Origin of the sequence: Azospirillum endophyticum (assembly GCF_016595245.1) — a bacterium.
GTDB classification, from domain to species: domain Bacteria; phylum Pseudomonadota; class Alphaproteobacteria; order Azospirillales; family Azospirillaceae; genus Azospirillum; species Azospirillum endophyticum.
In genome coordinates, this window is the sequence record NZ_JAENHM010000002.1 from 1 (window position 1) to 15,293 (window position 15,293).

15 protein-coding genes are annotated in these 15,293 nt (G+C 67.8%); 2 read left to right on the plus strand and 13 right to left on the minus strand.

What is annotated here, in order from left to right; all coding sequences use genetic code 11:
• Window positions 1-114: 114 nt before the first annotated feature.
• The gene (locus JHL17_RS00400; RefSeq protein WP_200190081.1) at window positions 115-1,287 is read left to right on the plus strand and encodes a hypothetical protein; all 1,173 of its coding nucleotides are present in this window, start codon (window positions 115-117) and stop codon (window positions 1,285-1,287) included.
• Window positions 1,288-1,447: 160 nt separating this feature from the next.
• Here the strand turns inward: JHL17_RS00400 and JHL17_RS00405 are convergent, their stop codons facing one another.
• From JHL17_RS00405 to JHL17_RS00415, 3 genes are all read right to left on the minus strand, one after another.
• Window positions 1,448-1,879 carry a VOC family protein gene (locus JHL17_RS00405; RefSeq protein ID WP_200190082.1) on the minus strand — a complete coding sequence of 144 codons (432 nt, stop codon included), beginning with the start codon at window positions 1,877-1,879 and terminating at the stop codon, window positions 1,448-1,450.
• 104 nt (window positions 1,880-1,983) lie between these two features.
• Complete coding sequence (locus JHL17_RS00410) at window positions 1,984-3,240, minus strand: type II toxin-antitoxin system HipA family toxin (protein WP_200190083.1); 1,257 nt, start codon at window positions 3,238-3,240, stop codon at window positions 1,984-1,986.
• The gene (locus tag JHL17_RS00415; RefSeq protein ID WP_200190084.1) at window positions 3,237-3,542 is read right to left on the minus strand and encodes a helix-turn-helix domain-containing protein; all 306 of its coding nucleotides are present in this window, start codon (window positions 3,540-3,542) and stop codon (window positions 3,237-3,239) included. Before JHL17_RS00415 ends, JHL17_RS00410 begins: the two co-directional genes overlap by 4 nt.
• 302 nt (window positions 3,543-3,844) lie before the next feature.
• Between JHL17_RS00415 and JHL17_RS00420 the strand changes: the two genes are divergently transcribed.
• Entirely contained in the window at window positions 3,845-4,270 is a 426-nt protein-coding gene (locus tag JHL17_RS00420; protein ID WP_200190085.1) for a VOC family protein, read from the plus strand.
• A 47-nt stretch (window positions 4,271-4,317) separates the two neighbouring features.
• Here the strand turns inward: JHL17_RS00420 and JHL17_RS00425 are convergent, their stop codons facing one another.
• The 10 genes from JHL17_RS00425 to JHL17_RS00470 form a co-directional block, all read right to left on the minus strand.
• Entirely contained in the window at window positions 4,318-4,740 is a 423-nt protein-coding gene (locus JHL17_RS00425) for a CopD family protein (RefSeq protein ID WP_345773724.1), read from the minus strand.
• A gap of 33 nt (window positions 4,741-4,773) precedes the next feature.
• Complete coding sequence (locus JHL17_RS00430) at window positions 4,774-5,724, minus strand: zinc-dependent alcohol dehydrogenase family protein (RefSeq protein WP_200190087.1); 951 nt, start codon at window positions 5,722-5,724, stop codon at window positions 4,774-4,776.
• A gap of 341 nt (window positions 5,725-6,065) precedes the next feature.
• A complete protein-coding gene (locus JHL17_RS00435; protein ID WP_200190088.1) occupies window positions 6,066-7,025 on the minus strand; it encodes an isoaspartyl peptidase/L-asparaginase family protein in 960 nt (319 codons plus the stop codon).
• A gap of 11 nt (window positions 7,026-7,036) precedes the next feature.
• Entirely contained in the window at window positions 7,037-7,870 is an 834-nt protein-coding gene (locus JHL17_RS00440; protein ID WP_200190089.1) for a M55 family metallopeptidase, read from the minus strand.
• Complete coding sequence (locus JHL17_RS00445; RefSeq protein ID WP_200190090.1) at window positions 7,867-8,961, minus strand: DmpA family aminopeptidase; 1,095 nt, start codon at window positions 8,959-8,961, stop codon at window positions 7,867-7,869. The genes JHL17_RS00440 and JHL17_RS00445 overlap by 4 nt, the downstream gene beginning before the upstream one ends.
• Complete coding sequence (locus JHL17_RS00450; RefSeq protein WP_200190091.1) at window positions 8,936-9,826, minus strand: ABC transporter permease subunit; 891 nt, start codon at window positions 9,824-9,826, stop codon at window positions 8,936-8,938. The genes JHL17_RS00445 and JHL17_RS00450 overlap by 26 nt, the downstream gene beginning before the upstream one ends.
• Window positions 9,823-10,743, minus strand: coding sequence for a glutathione ABC transporter permease GsiC (gene gsiC, locus JHL17_RS00455; RefSeq protein WP_200190092.1), 921 nt, complete (start codon window positions 10,741-10,743; stop codon window positions 9,823-9,825). The genes JHL17_RS00450 and gsiC overlap by 4 nt, the downstream gene beginning before the upstream one ends.
• 186 nt (window positions 10,744-10,929) lie before the next feature.
• The gene (locus JHL17_RS00460; RefSeq protein WP_200190093.1) at window positions 10,930-12,462 is read right to left on the minus strand and encodes an ABC transporter substrate-binding protein; all 1,533 of its coding nucleotides are present in this window, start codon (window positions 12,460-12,462) and stop codon (window positions 10,930-10,932) included.
• 23 nt (window positions 12,463-12,485) lie between these two features.
• Window positions 12,486-14,402 (minus strand): ABC transporter ATP-binding protein, encoded by a 1,917-nt coding sequence (locus JHL17_RS00465; protein WP_200190094.1) that lies wholly within the window; start codon window positions 14,400-14,402, stop codon window positions 12,486-12,488.
• Window positions 14,399-15,244, minus strand: coding sequence for a D-amino acid aminotransferase (locus JHL17_RS00470; protein ID WP_200190095.1), 846 nt, complete (start codon window positions 15,242-15,244; stop codon window positions 14,399-14,401). The genes JHL17_RS00465 and JHL17_RS00470 overlap by 4 nt, the downstream gene beginning before the upstream one ends.
• Between the last annotated feature and the right edge of the window lie 49 nt (window positions 15,245-15,293).

Here is a 15,293-nt window from a genome sequence, read left to right on the forward strand (position 1 = left end):
ACCGATTACCTCGACGCCATTCTCGCCGTTAAAATCCGTTAACCCGGATTCGGAGCCCTGGCCATCGCCCTTGCCAATCACGGCGGCGGGTTTATAATTCTAGGCTTCGACGAGATGAATGACGGGTCGTTCCAGGTATGTCAGCCGGTCCCTCCGGCTTTGGACGCTTATAGTCAGGATGCTATTGCTCGGATCGTTGCGAGCTATGCAGAACCAGCCTTCCAAGTTCAAGTAACACATATCCGGCAAAGCAGGACTGACGGTACGGTTCACCCCGTCGTCATCGTTCCGGGCAGCCATCGTGTGCCAATTCAAGCCAAGAAGGGCAGTCCCGATCAGAAGACTCTGATTGCCGGTCGCGTCTATGTTCGTCGCCCGACGCCAGAAAGCGCCGAGCCGGCAACGGCTGCGGATTGGCGCGATCTTTTTGACCGCTGTATCCGAGCTGGCCGGGACGATCTATTGGATGCCATACGGGGGATATTGGACGGCAGAAGTGTAGCTGCAGAGGAATTGCCTCCCTCCAAACAGGAACATTTGAAGGCGTGGCGGGATAAGGGGCTGATGCGATGGCGCGAGCTTGTGACAGATGGGGCCGATCCTCAATCTGCAGAATCTCTCGGTTACTACTCGGTTGCCTATCAGATCGATGCACCTTTGCCGGATCGCCTTCTCCCAGAGGTTCTTGATCTCCTGAATCGCGCTACGGTGCGGCACACAGGATGGTCCCCTTGGTGGGTACCGACACGAAGCGGTATCCGGCCTTATGTTCATGATAATGCTATCGAATGCTATCTTGGTGATGAACCCGGACACTGGCTGGCCGACCCGGCCCATACTGACTTTTGGCGAGTTACAGTGAAAGGACAGGCATTGCTTGTGCGTGGGTTCGATGAAGATTCCATTCCTGATCGTCTGCCACAGGGCAAAGGGTTCGATATCACTATGCCAGTCTGGCGGATTGCTGAATGTTTTCTTCAGGCTGCGTCATTCGCCAAACAGCTATCGTCAACCCCCGTGCCACTAACCATCATGGTTACATGGCGAGGGCTGAAAGGGCGTGAACTACTGCATGTTGAAGGACGAAGATCAGTACATCCCAAAAAAATTGCGAAACAAAATACGCTAGATCGCAGCTTAAGTATCATGAGTAACAAAATAGAAGATCAACTTCCAGAAATTCTCTTGGATTTTCTTCAGCCACTATATGCACTATTTGATTTCTTTAAATTACCAAAGCAGCTTGTTGATGAGGAGGTACGACGGCTACGGTCCAATCAATTCTGAAGGAAACTTTTTTGTAGAGGGTGGAATGAACCATTTCTTTCATGTAGAATTGGAGGGCAAACACCAATTTCTGTTGGTTACGGCCAACTCATGACCAACGAACTCCGAATATCGGTTAAGCATTACGACCCAATTTACCCACGCTTCCCTTTGAATTCTCTCACCCCCGCCGTGCCGCCTCAATCGCCGCCACGTCGATCTTCGTCATCCCCATCATCGCCTCGAACGCCCGCTTGGCCTCGTCTCCGCCGGCCGCCAGCGCATCGGTCAGCACGCGCGGCGTGATTTGCCAGGAAATCCCCCAGCGGTCCTTGCACCAGCCGCGGGCACTCTCCTGGTCGTCGGTGGCGATCTGGAACGAGAAGGCCTCGCTGTGCGTGAAGGCCGGCCCGCCGTTCAGGCTGAGGCAGGGGATTCCGGCGACGGTGAACTCGACCGTCAGCACATCGCCCGCCTTGCCGGACGGGTAGTCGCTCGGGGCATGGTGGACGGCAGTCACCGCGCTGTCGGGAAAGATCTCGGCGTAGAAGCGGGCGGCGGTTTCGGCGTCCTTGTCGTACCAGAGGCAGATCGTAGTCTTGGCAACGGCCATGGCTCGTCCTTTCGCGCCGAAGCCGGTTCCGGCCCGCTGCCGTGTGCGGCTCGACGGGATTTTACCACCACCGGCATGACGATGGCGATCCCCTGCCGGGCTGATCAGCGGCCGGGACCGATGGTCGCGGCGATCCGGCCCAGCATCGCGCGGGACACGCCGCGGGCGGCGGCGAATGCCGGCCAGCGGGCGAGTGCGGCGCGCGTCCGGTCGATACAGTCCCGGACCACGGAGGACCGGATGTTGGCGGCGGCGGCCACGCCCTTGATCTCCGCAATGCCGGGATCACGGACATCGCCGCCCACCATCAAGGCATGGTAGCCGCCCGGACCGGCGGAAAAGGTCACGTCATAGGCGGGGGCGACCGACCAAGCCCCGTCTTCGGCCATCAGGAAGGAATGGTTCTTGGTGTGGTCGTCGCGGTTATGGGCCAGCACGTTGAAGACCATCCGTGCGAACAGGCTGTCGACATCCGCTTCGCGTCTGGTCAGGAAGCGGGTCGCCTTCAGCAGGTCGTCATAGCCGATGCTGGGAATGCGGTGGTCGGCATGCAGCAGCCCGCAAGCGGTCAGCATATGGATGCGGCGGTTGCCGTCGCGGTCGAAACGCCGGACGCCGAAATAGCCCGGTCCGCGGGCGGACGGGAACAGCGTCGTTTCCGGCATGTCGATGCCCGCCTCCCGGGCCATCAGGGCATAGGCCTGCTCGATGGCACCGATGTCCACCGGGTCCTCGCGGGACCGGAACTTGACGATCCAGTGGTCGAAACCCGGCGGAAGGTCGTCGACCCCGTGGACCAACCGCTTGCCGTCGGCGGAGCGCCCCACCAGAGCCTTGGGCCGGGCACCGGACGAAGAGCCGCCGAGCGCCAGGAGATGGTCGATGACGACATCGGCATCGTCCTCCAGGACGAGGCGAGCGGAGTCCGCCAGTTCGTCCAGGTCGACGTCGGGCTTGGTCATGGCGAGCCTTTGCGGATGCTCCGGCCGGTACCGGAGCGCACCCATGCCGCGTGACCCCACCATCGCCAGCCGGTCGAGCGGGGTGAGCGATCCCGGCAGGATGCCGCCCTCCCGCAGCTTGCGGTCGAGCAGCAGGCGCCCCCATCCGTCGGGCAGGCTGTCGTTGAAGACGCCGTGCAGCCCATCGAACAGGTCGCGCGGCCCCTCGTAGAGGTCGAGCCCCGGCCGCAGCCGGAACGGCGACAGTTCCAGGCCGAGCGCCCGGAAGGCGGGATCATAGGCGAAGTAGAGCGTGCGGTTCCGGCGCGCGATGTCGCCGACGGGACGCAAGGTTCCGCCGACCTCCATCTCGACATGGATCAGCTCCACCGGATCAATGGTCCGCAGCGCTCCGGTCATGACTTGCGCCCCCGCCTGCGCTTGGCCGGCGGGACCGCCAGCACCTCCGCCATGGTGGCGAAGGGGCGCGGGGAGAACAGTCCGCCGAACCCGTCCTCCGCCCGCAGCGTGATGGCGAGACGCGCCAGCGATTCCAGCGAAATGGCCCCGGTGCTCTCGAACCGCTTGAGGCTGCCGAGGCTGACCCCCGACCGTGCAGCCAGCCCTTCCTGCGTCAGGTCGGCGGCCAGCCGCATCTCCCGCGCCCGCTTCGCGACGGCACGGCAGAGGTCATCGGGCGATGCGAACTCAAAGTCCAACATATTGGCTGTTATCGAAGATAGCGGCGATTAAAAGATCATATATTATCCACTGCCAGGGCGTCAAAGCAGCAGGTCGCGCTGCCCGCCCGGGCGGCTCCAGAGGTCAATGCCTTGCGGAAGGCGGGACCGGAGCATAGGATTCCGCCGTCTGAAACAGGTTAGGTTCGGGACGGTTGGCCCGGCCCCCGCCGAGCGGGTCCTTCCGTTGCCCAGGGGAACAGCCCCGGGGCAACGGCCCAAGACTATCAGGGCGCATGCATGATGCAGGCGCCGATAGCAGGGATATGGACATGAAAGCGGACATGAAACCGAGAATTTCCGTTCTGACGCTGGGCGTCGCCGATCTCGACCGGGCGCTCGCCTTCTATCGCGACGGCCTCGGCCTGCCCACCGACGGCATCGTCGGCCGCGAGTTCGCGCATGGCGCGGTTGCCTTCTTCGACCTGTCCGGCGGGCTGAAGCTGGCGATCTGGGCACAGGACGACATCTGCCACGACACCGGCTTGGCCAGGACTCCCGTCAGCTCCACCGCCTTCACCATCGGACACAACGTCAGGCACAGGAGCGAGGTGGACGACCTGATGGAGGCGGCAGGACGGGCCGGCGCCGAGATCGTCAAGCGGGCGCAGGACACCTTCTACGGCGGCTATGCCGGATATTTCCGGGATCCGGACGGGCATTTGTGGGAGGTCGTCTGGAACCCCGATCTGCTCCCCGCCGATGGCTGACCGGCGAAGAATTGCCGGTGAAGGCTCCGCCCCGTTGCCGGGGCGGCTCAATAAGGCTTCACCACCACCAGCGTCACGATGGCGATGGCCCCGGCGATCACCGCCAGCGGGGAGAAACGCAGCAACGGCGACACCGGTCGCGCATCCGCTTGGCCCAGCCGGCGCAGCCCGGCGGCGAGCTTGCCGTGCAGGGCGGACAGGGCGGTGACGATGATGACCTTCGCCACCAGCCACGGCTCGAAGCCCCAGCCGCCGACCACCACCAGCGTGATGCCCAGCAGCCAGGCGAGCCCCATCGCCGGGGAGGTCACGCGGCGCTCCCAGCGGTAGGCCGCGCGCAGGAGGCGGGCTGGTCCCGGTTCGGCGGCGGTCGTGGCATCAAGGGCGCTGATCAGGATGGCGGCGGCGGACATTCCCAGGATCCAGAGCGTCACCGCCGTGACGTGCAGCCCGATCAGCCAGATATACACCACGACCGTCCTTCGAAAGCCCGGCGCGCGCCGTCAGGCGCCCACTTGCAGGATAATCTTACCGCGGCCGTGGCCGGAATCGAGCCGTTCGTGCGCCTTGCCGACCTCTTCCAGCGGCAGGACGGCGTCGACGATCACCCTGGCCTGCCCGCGCTCGAACAGCGGCGCCATCTCGCGCAGCCGGGCGCCCTCACGGGTCAGGAAGGTGCCGTAGAGCGTCTGGTTCTTCACATAGAGCGCATCGAGGTCGCCGGTCGGCGGCAGGATGGTGGCGATGCGGCCGAAGGGGCGGGTCACCTGGGTGCTCATCGGCACATTGCCGCCGGCGGTGTCGAAGGACGCATCGACCCCTGCCCCGCCGGCCTCGCGCAGGATCTGGTCCACCACGTCGGTGTCGCGGTAGTCGAGCGTCACGTCGGCGCCGAGATCGCGCATCGCCTCGTGGTTGGCCTTGCTGGCGGTGGCGAGCACGCGGGCGCCGGCCGCCTTGGCGAACTGGATGGCGAAGCTGCCGACGCCGCCGGCCCCGCCATGGATCAGCACCGTCTCGCCCGGCCGCACCGCCAGACGGCGGATGATGGCCTCCCACGCCGTGCCGCCGGCCAGCGGGATGCCCGCCGCCTCGACATGGCCGAGGCCGGGCGGTTTGTGCGCGACGATGGACGCGGCGGCGACGGTGTATTCGGCGTAGCTGCCGTTGGGATTGCCGAAGATCTCCGGGGTGTAGAACACCGCGTCGCCCGGCTTGAAGCCGGCCGCGCCGGGACCGACCTCCTCGACCACGCCGGAGACGTCGTAGCCGAGCACCGCCGGGAAGGGGATGCCGGACCAGCTTCCGGCCTGACGGATCTTGGCGTCGACCGGATTGGTGCCGGACGCCACCACGCGGACCAGCAGCTCGCCCGGTCCGGGCACCGGACGCGGCCGGTCCTGGAGTTCAAACACGTCGGGACCGCCGAACCGCGAAATCACCATCGCACGCATGCCGTCATCCTCCTGTTCCGGGCGTTGCGCTGTAAAAGCCGCAGAGTCGCAAGCCGGCTGACGCCTGTCCAGCCGGGGAAACGGGGCAGCGTCGGACGATCGCGGTCGCGGTCGCGATTCGGGATGCGTCCTGTTCCCGACCCGGGAGGATTCCCCCTCTCCCCCCCGGGGAGAGGGGGATGCACTGCGTGGCTTTGGTGGGGGCCGGGAGTGCGCGATGCTTGAGGATCCTCGCCATGCGTCCCCCTCACCCTAACCCTCTCCCCGGGGGGGAGAGGGGATTTTCCTTGGGGGAGAGGGGATTTATCTCCGGGGGATAAGGGACTTCCTCCTCATCAGTCTCAACCGATCCGGAACTCCTCGCGGTGGATCGCCGTCATCGGCAGCCCCTCCGGCCCGATGGCGCCGCGGTACATGCCGGAGCAGTTGAAGGGCAGCGCCACCCGGCCGTCGCGGTCGATGGCGATCAGGCCGCCGGAGCCGCCGATCACGCCCAGTTCCGCCACCACGTCGCCAGCGGCGCGCTCCAGGCTCTGGCCGGCCCAGCGCATGCGGGCGTCGATCTCGTGGGCGGCGCAGCGGCGGATGAAATGCTCGCCGTGGCCGGTGGCGGAGACGGCGCAGGTGATGTTGTCGGCGAAGGTGCCGGCGCCGATCACCGGGCTGTCGCCGACCCGGCCCTTGGCCTTGGCGGTCATGCCGCCGGTCGAGGTGGCGGCGGCGAGGTTGCCGTCGCGGTCGCGGGCGACGGCACCGACGGTGCCGTGCCGGCGCTGCTCGTCACCGTCGTCGGGGCTGCCGGAGCGGCGGCGCTCCAGCTCGGCCTGGAGGGCGTCCCAGCGCGGCTGGGTGAAGAAATAGGCGGCCTCCTCCATCGCCAGACCCTGGCGGCGGCAGAGATCCAGCGCGCCCTCGCCGATCAGCAGGACATGCTCGCTGTGCTCCATCACCGCGCGGGCGGCCAGGATGGGATTGCGCGGGCCGAACAGACCGGCCACCGCACCGGCGCCGCGGTCGCGGCCGTCCATGATGGCGGCGTCCATCTCCTGCACGCCCTCGGCGGTAAAGACGGCGCCACGGCCGGCGTTGAACAGCGGCTCGTCCTCCAGCGCCATGACGGCGGCGGTGACGGCATCGAGCGCGCTGCCGCCGTCGGCCAGCACCGCGTGCCCGGCGGCCAGCGCCCGGCGCAGGCCGGCATGGTAGCCCTCGGTCAGCACCGGGGTCAGGGCGCTGCGCTTGATGGTGCCGGCGCCGCCATGGATGGCCAGCGCGAAGGGCTGCGGTTGGGTGATGGTCATGGGTGCGGCTCTCAGCGCAGGGTGGCCGACATGGCCGACAGGGTGTTGATCCAGCCGAGGACGGCGGCCATGCTGGCGGCCGGCAGGCGGATGGTGACGGGGTCGAGGCGCTCCGACACCGGGATCAGCGACGCCAGATCGGCCAGCGCCGGGCTGTTCATCTCGATCTCCAGCCGGTAGGGCGCGCCGTCCGTCTGCGGCGGAACGCGGAAGGGCGGGATGCTGGACGCCCGGCGGACGGCGCGGGCCGACGCCTCGCGGATGCGGTCGCGGGCGACCGACGGCGCCACGGAGCGGGCGGCGCGCTGGCCGAGCGCCTGCTTCACCACCACCCGTTCGGACTCCGGGAACAGCGGGGCCATCTCGGCGGCGAAGCGGTCGTCGCCGCTCAGCAGGATCACCGGCACGCCGATCTCGCCGGCATAGGCGCCGTAATTGCCGGCCTCCCCCAGCTCCAGCCCGTTCACCCGGACGCGGCCGAAGGCGAAGCTGTTGGTGGTGTGGGCGAGGATGCCGTATTGGCGGGCTGAGGTGTGGAAGCCGACGCACATCACGCCCGCCGTGTCCGGCTCCAGCCCGGCGAACATGCCGATCGGCTTGGGCCGGCCCAGGATCAGTTCGGCGGCCGGGTGCAGCTCGTCCGGCAGCAGGTTGACCATCGGGCCATGGCTGTCGTTGACCAGGATTTCGCTGGCCCCAGCGTCCAGCGCGCCTTCGATGGCGGCGTTGACCTCGGCGGTCATCAGGCGGCGGGCGCGCTCGTATTCGGGGTTGCCCGGCGTCACCTGCTGCTGGGAGACGACGCCGGCCACCCCTTCGATGTCGGCGGAGATGTAGATCTTCACGGAGTGCTCCCGGAAATCAGGGCATCGGACAGGCAGGGGCGGGTGGCGCCGTCGCGGCCGACCACCGGCGTGGCGGCGGCCAGCGCGTCGAGGACGGCTTCCTGCGTCGCGTCGGCCATCGCCTCGAACAGCCTGTCGATGCGGTGTTCGTTCACCATGCGCAGCGGCACGATGTCGGCCCGCTCGTCATGGTCGATGCGGTTGGCGGTGGTGAAGCCGAGCGCGATGTCGCCGCTGCCATGGCCCCAGAAGGAGCCCACCCGCGCCAGCCCGACCCCGGCGCGGCGGATCACCCGGCGCAGCTGGCGGTGGTCGAGCGGGACATCGGTGGCGGCGATGATGATGACGGAGCCCTTCTCCGGCGCATCGTCCTTTTCCGGCACGGCGACGCGCCGGCCGTCGGGCAGGCGCAGCTCGCCCGGCCGGCCGAAATTCGCCAGCACCAGAACGCCGAGGTGATGGCGCTTGCCGTCCAGCTTGAGCCGTCGCGACGAGGTGCCGATGCCGCCCTTGAAGCCGAAGCAGGACATGCCGCGCCCGGCCCCGACCGATCCGACCGCAACCTCCGCGCCGTCCGCTTCCGACAGCGCGGCGGCGAGCGCAGTGGCGGCATGGGCCTCGGTCACCGCCAGCGCCTGGATGTCGTTCAGCGGGCCGTCGTTGCACTCCATCACCAGCGGATTGACCGTGGCGGTGGTGCGGCCGATGTCGGGGTTGCCGGCGATGGCGTGGCGGACCAGCGCGGTGGATGCTGTGCCGACCGACAGGGTGTTGGTCAGCAGGATCGGGGTTTCCAGCGTCCCCAGCTCGTCGACCTGCATCAGGCCGACGCTCTTGCCGAAGCCGTTCAACACCTCGGCCGCGGCGATGGGCTTGTGGCGGTAGAGGTTGCCGGCATGGGGCAGGATGGCGGTGACGCCGGTCTGGACGGCGCCGTCCTCCAGCGTGAGATGGCCGACGCGCACGCCCGGCACATCGGTGATGGCGTTGCGCGGCCCCGGCGTCAGCCGGCCGCAGGCAAGCCCGCAGGCCCGCGCGCGCTTTGCCGGCTCAGCGGAGCCCGGCTCAACGAAGTTTCGGGTCGAGGGCATCGCGCAGTCCGTCGCCAAGCAGGTTGAAGGCCAGCACCGTCAGGAAGATGGCAAGGCCGGGATAGAAGGTGACATGGCTGGCGACGCCGATGTAGCTGCGCCCGTCGGCCAGCATGGCGCCCCATTCCGGGCTGGGCGGCTGGGCGCCGAGGCCGATGAAGCTGAGGCTGGCCGCCGTCAGGATCGAGGTGCCGATGCGCATGGAAACATAGACGATCACGCTGGGCAGCGTGCCGGGCAGGATGTGGCGGACCATCAGCAGCCGGTCGCGCACGCCGATGGCGCGGGCGGCGTCGACATAGACCGCGCGCTTCAGCGACAGCGTGCTGCCGCGCACCAGGCGGGCGAAGACCGGGACGCTGAAGATCGCCACCGCATAGATGACGTTCTCGATCCCCGGCCCCAGGATGGCGACGATGCCAATGGCGAGCAGGATGCCGGGGAAGGCCAGCAGCACGTCGCAGACGCGCATGATCAGGCTATCGATCCAGCCGCCGCGGAAGCCGGCGACCAGCCCCAGCGCCACGCCGGCCGCGCCGCCGAGCAGCACCGACAGCAGCCCGACCGACAACGAGATGCGGGCGCCCCACAGGATGCGGCTCAGGATATCGCGGCCATAGGCGTCAGTGCCGGCCCAATGGTCGGCCGACGGGCCTTCCAGGATGCGGTCGTAATCGAAGCCCGCCGGGTCGAAGGGAGCGATCCAGGGGGCGGCGGCCGCCGCCAGCGCCAGTGCGGCCAAGCAGAGGCCGGCGGCCATGGCGGTGCGGTTGCGCCGGAACTTGCGCCAGAACTCGCGCAGCGGCGAGCGGACGGCTTCGTGAGTGGCGGCGGCGGCCACGCCGGTTGCGTCTGTCGTGGTCATGAGTAGCGAATCTCGGGGTTGGCGAGGGCGTACAGCACGTCGACCAGCAGGTTGATGATAATGAACTCCAGCGAGAACAGCAGGATCTCGGCCTGGATGACGGTGTAGTCGCGGTAATTGACGCTATCGACCAGCAGCCGGCCCAGCCCCGGCCAGGAGAACACCGTCTCCACCACGATCGAGCCGCCGAGCAGGAAGCCGAACTGCAGGCCGACCATGGTGATGATCGGGATCAGCGCGTTGCGCAGGGTGTGCTTCCACACCACCAGCCGGGCCGGCACGCCCTTGGCCCGCGCGGTGCGGACGTAATCCTCGCGCGCGATCTCGATGAAGGCGGAGCGGGTGAAGCGCGCCATCACCGCGGCGACGCCGAGGCCGAGCGTCAGCGACGGCATGACGTAATGCTGCCAAGTGCCATAGCCGCTGGTCGGCAGCCAGCCGAGCTTGACCGAGAACAGGTCGATCATCAGCAGGCCGAGCCAGAAGGAGGGGAAGGCGATGCCCGACACCGCGACCACCATGCCGACATGGTCCTGCCAGCGCCCGCGCTTGGTGGCGGACGCGACGCCGATCAGCAGGCCCGCCAGCGTCGCCCACACCATGGCGACGACAGTGAGATAGAGCGTCGGCATGAAGCGTTCGCCGATCTCCTGCGACACCGGCCGCTTCGACTTCATCGACCGCCCGAACTCGCCCTGCACCGCATTGCCGAGGAAGCGGCCGTACTGCACCCACAGCGGCTGGTCGAGGCCGAGATCCTGGCGCACCAGTTCGACGTCCTGCTGGGTCGCATCCGGCCCGGCGACCAGCCGCGCCGGATCGCCCGGCAGCAGATGGACGAAGCCGAAGACGAAGACGGAGATCACCAGCAGAACCGGCAGGATGCCGGCGAGACGGCCGACGAGATATTTCAGCATGGGGCAGAGGTCCTGGTGGAGGGCCTGGGTGGGCGGGGGGAGTCTTGGGGATGCGGGACCCCCACCTAACCTCCCCCGCTGGGCGGGGGAGGGACTGCCGCCGCCCCCCCGTCAAAGCGCTTGTCCCCTCCCCCGCCCAGCGGGGGAGGGTTAGGGTGGGGGCAATGGCGCGCCCCCACACTCACATCACTGCAGATCGGCCTCTTCCATCTGCAGGCCGCCGTCGGCGACGTAGTAGAAGCCGGTCAGCTTCTTCGACTTGCCGGCCAGCAGGTTCTCGACGCCGAGGAAGATCCAGGGCGCGTCCTTCCAGATCTGCTCCTGGGCGACGCGGTAGGCCTCGGCGCGCTTGGCGGTGTCGGCGGTGGCGATGCCGGTCTCGATGGCGGCGTCGACCGTGTCGTTCTTGTAGTAGGCGACGTTGAAGAACTTCGGCGGGAAGCCCTTGCCCCACAGCAGCGGGCGCAGGCCCCAGTCGGCGTCGCCGGTCGAGGCCGACCAGCCGCCATACTGCATCTGCACCGTGGCGTCCTCCGGCTTCTCGACGCCCCAGACACGGGCGGTCTCGACACCGGATTCCAGCGGGGTGACGGTCAGCTTGACGCCGATCTGCGACAGCTGCTGCTGGACGAACTGCATGCCGCGGATGAAGTTGGTGCTGTTGCGGCCGAACATCTCGGCCTCGAAGCCGTTCGGATAGCCCGCTTCGGCCAGCAGCGCCTTCGCCTTGGCGAGGTCGTAGGTGTACTGGTTGGGCTGGGTGACGTGGAAGCCCAGCTTGGACGGGATCGCCGAATCCAGCGGGCCGGCATAGCCGCGATAAACCACCTTCGCGTAGGCGTTCTTGTCGATGGCGTAGTTCAGCGCCTGACGGACGCGCGGGTCGTTGAACGGCTTCTTCATGGTGTTCATCGCCACGTAGCGGGCGATGATCGACGGCGAGTCGATCAGTTCCAGCGCCTGGTTGGCCTCCACCATCTTCACCATCTCCGGCGGCAGCGGATAGATGAACTGCGCCTCGTTGGTCTGGAGCATGGCGATGCGGCTGCCGTTCTCCGGCACGCTCTTCAGCGTGACGTGGTCGATCTTCGGCAGGCCCGGCTTCCAGTACTTGTCGTTCTTCTCGACCTTCAGCGTGTCCGCTTCCCAGCTGACGAACTTGTAGGGGCCGGTGCCGACCGGATGGCGGCCGATCTCCTTGCCGAAGGTCTCCAGCGCCTTTGGGCTGTGGATCATCGCGCCCGGGTGGGCGAGGTTGTTGTTCAGCGCGCCGAAGGGCTGCGACAGCTTCAGCGTGATGGTGGTGTCGTCGACCACCACCGTCTCGGCCAGCATCGCCAGCAGGCTCTGGCGCTTCAGCCGGTTGGCCGGGTTGGCGAGGCGGTCGAAGTTGGTCTTCACCGCCTGGGCGTTGAACGGCGTGCCGTCATGGAAGGTGACGTTCTTGCGCAGGCGGTAGGTGTATTCGGTGGCGGCGTCGTTGACGGTGAAGCTCTCGGCCAGAAGCGGGATCAGCTTCATGTCCTTGTCGAAGCCGAACAGGCCCTGCATCATCGTGCGGCTGGCCGACTGCGACAGGGTGTCGTTGATGTCGGCCGGGTCCAGCGTGGTGATGTTGTCGGGCAGGCCGACCACCAGATCCTTGGCGGCGAAGGCCGGACCGGCCAGCGCGGTGCCGGCGAGCAGGCCGGCGAGCAGGGGAAGGGCAAAACGCTTCACGTGTAGACTCCCTGTTTTTTGGTTCAGAAATCGCCGCCGACGGCGTGACGGGCGACGAAATGGTCTTCGCCGACCGGCACCAGCGGCTGCACCGACGGCTCGTCGCCGAGGCTGCGGATGGGGCTCGGGATCTCGCCGGTCAGCAGCCGCAGGTCGCGGGTGCGGCGGCTGGGATCGGCGACCGGCACCGCCGCCATCAGGCGGCGGGTATAGGCATGCTGCGGATTCTCGAACACGGCACGGCGCGGGCCGAGTTCGACGATCTGGCCGAGATACATCACCGCGACGCGGTGGCTGACCCGCTCGACCACCGCCATGTCGTGGCTGATGAACAGGTAGGACAGGCCGCGCTTGGCCTGGAGTTCCATCAGCAGGTTGACGATCTGCGCCTGGATCGAGACGTCGAGCGCCGCCACCGCCTCGTCGGCGATGATCAGCTTGGGGTCGCAGGCGATTGCGCGGGCGATGCAGATGCGCTGGCGCTGGCCGCCGGAGAACTCGTGCGGATAACGGCGCGCATGCTCCGGCCTGAGGCCGACCTGGGTCAGCAGCTCCGCCACCCGCTCCTCGATGGCGCGGCGGCGCGACACCCCCGGCTTGGATGCGGGCACATAGTCATGGACCAGCATCGGCTCGGCGACGCTGAAGCCGACGGTCATGCGCGGGTTCAGCGAGGCGAAGGGATCCTGGAAGATGTACTGGATTTTCTCCTTCAGCTTCGCCTGGCCGTTGGAATCCAGCGTCGCGGTGTCGAGACCGTCGAAGCGGATGCTGCCGGAGCTGGCGGATTGCAGCCCCATGATGGTGCGGCCGGTGGTCGACTTGCCGCAGCCGGACTCGCCGACCAGAGCCAGCGTCTCGCCCGGACGAACGGCGAAGCTGACCTTCTCCACCGCATGCACGCGGGCCTTCAGCGAGCCGAAGATGCCCTTGCGCACGTCGAAGCGGGTGGTGAGGTCGCGCACCTCCAGAAGCGGGGCGTCGGCGGCGCGCACGGTGTCCTGCACCGGCGGCGGAGCCGGAGGCGCAGCCTCGGACTTCGCGTCGTCCACCACCAGAAGCGGGAAGCGCACCGGCAGATCCTGGCCGCGCAAGGCGCCCAGCTTCGGCACGGCGGACAGCAGCGCCTTGGTGTAGGGGTGCTGCGGCGCCTGGAAGATGCGCTCGACACTGCCCTCCTCCACCTTGCGGCCGCGCCACATCACGACGACGCGGTCGGCGACCTCCGCCACCACGCCCATGTCGTGGGTGATGAAGATGACGCCCATCCCCATCTCGTCCTGCAACAGCCGGATCAGCCGCAGGATCTGCGCCTGGATGGTCACGTCGAGCGCCGTGGTCGGCTCGTCGGCGATCAGCAGCGACGGCTTGCAGGACAGCGCCATGGCGATCATCACGCGCTGGCGCATGCCGCCCGACAGCTGGTGCGGATGGCGGTCGAGCAGCCGGGCCGGTTCGGGAATGCGCACCTTCTCCAGCATGCGCAGCGCCTCCGCCCGCGCCGCCTTGCGGTCGAGACCCTGGTGCAGCATCACCGCCTCGGCGATCTGGTCGCCGATGGTGAAGACCGGGTTCAGCGACGTCATCGGCTCCTGGAAGACCATGGCGATGTCGTTGCCGCGCATGTCAGTCAGCGCTTCGGCCGAAGGGGTGGCGAGGTCGCGCTCGCGCCCGTCGCGGCCCTTGAAGCGGATGCGCCCGCCGACGATGCGGCCGCCGGCATAATCGACCAGCCGCATCAGCGACAGCGAGGTCACCGACTTGCCGCTGCCGGATTCGCCGACGATGGCGACCGTCTCGCCGGGCGCCACGGTGAAGCTGACATCGTCGACGACGCGCACGGGGCCATGGTCGCCGTCGAAGGCGACGCTCAGCCCCTCCACCGACAGCAGGGCCGGCGCGCTGTCGGCAGACTTTGCGGCAGCGGCAGCGCTGCTCATCGACCGAGCCTTTCCGCGAACAGCGCGAACAGGCGACGCCAGACCATGCCCGGCGCACCGCTGCCGACCGGCTTGCCGTTCAGGCTGGTGACGGGGGTGATTTCCTTGGTGGTGCTGGCGATCCAGATCTCGTCGGCGCTGTCGAGCTCCGCCGCCGGGATGTCGCGCTCCACCAGTTGCAGCCCGGCCTCGGCCGCCAGCCGCAGGATGACGGTGCGGGTGATGCCCTGGAGGATGCGGTTGTCGTTGAGCGGGGTGGCGATGGCGCCGTCCTTGACCACGAAGACGTTGGTGGCTGCGCCCTCGGTCACCAGGCCGTCGCGCAGTTGCAGCGCATCGACCACCCCGGCGTCGGTCGCCGCCTGCTGCGCCAGCACGCTGCCCAGCAGCGCCACCGTCTTCAGGTCGCAGCGGCCCCAGCGGATGTCGGGGATGGTGATGGCGGCGACGCCCTGGTCGCGCCACGCCGCGGGCGGGCGTTTCAGCGGGCTCGCCATGCCGAAGACCGACGGGGTGACGCCGGCCGGGAAAGCGTGGCCGCGGTTGGCGGCGGCGCCGCGGGTGACTTGCAGGTAGACGGTCAGGTCGCCGGTGATCCCGGACTCGGTGGCCAGCCGCTCCATGATGGCCAGCCAGTCGCCGGCCGACAGGGTGCAGTCGATGCGCAGCTCCGACAGGCCGCGCTGCAGGCGGGCGATGTGGGCCTCCGGCTCGAACAGGCGGCCATTGTAGGCGGCGGTCACCTCATAGAGGCCGTCGGCGAACAGGAAACCGCGGTCCAGCGGCGACACATGGACCTCGTCCAGCGGCAGGTAACGCCCGTTCCAATAGGAGATCGTCATCGCATTCCAACTTCTTCGGCGCGTGGATGGGGTGGCCCTGTTCACCGGG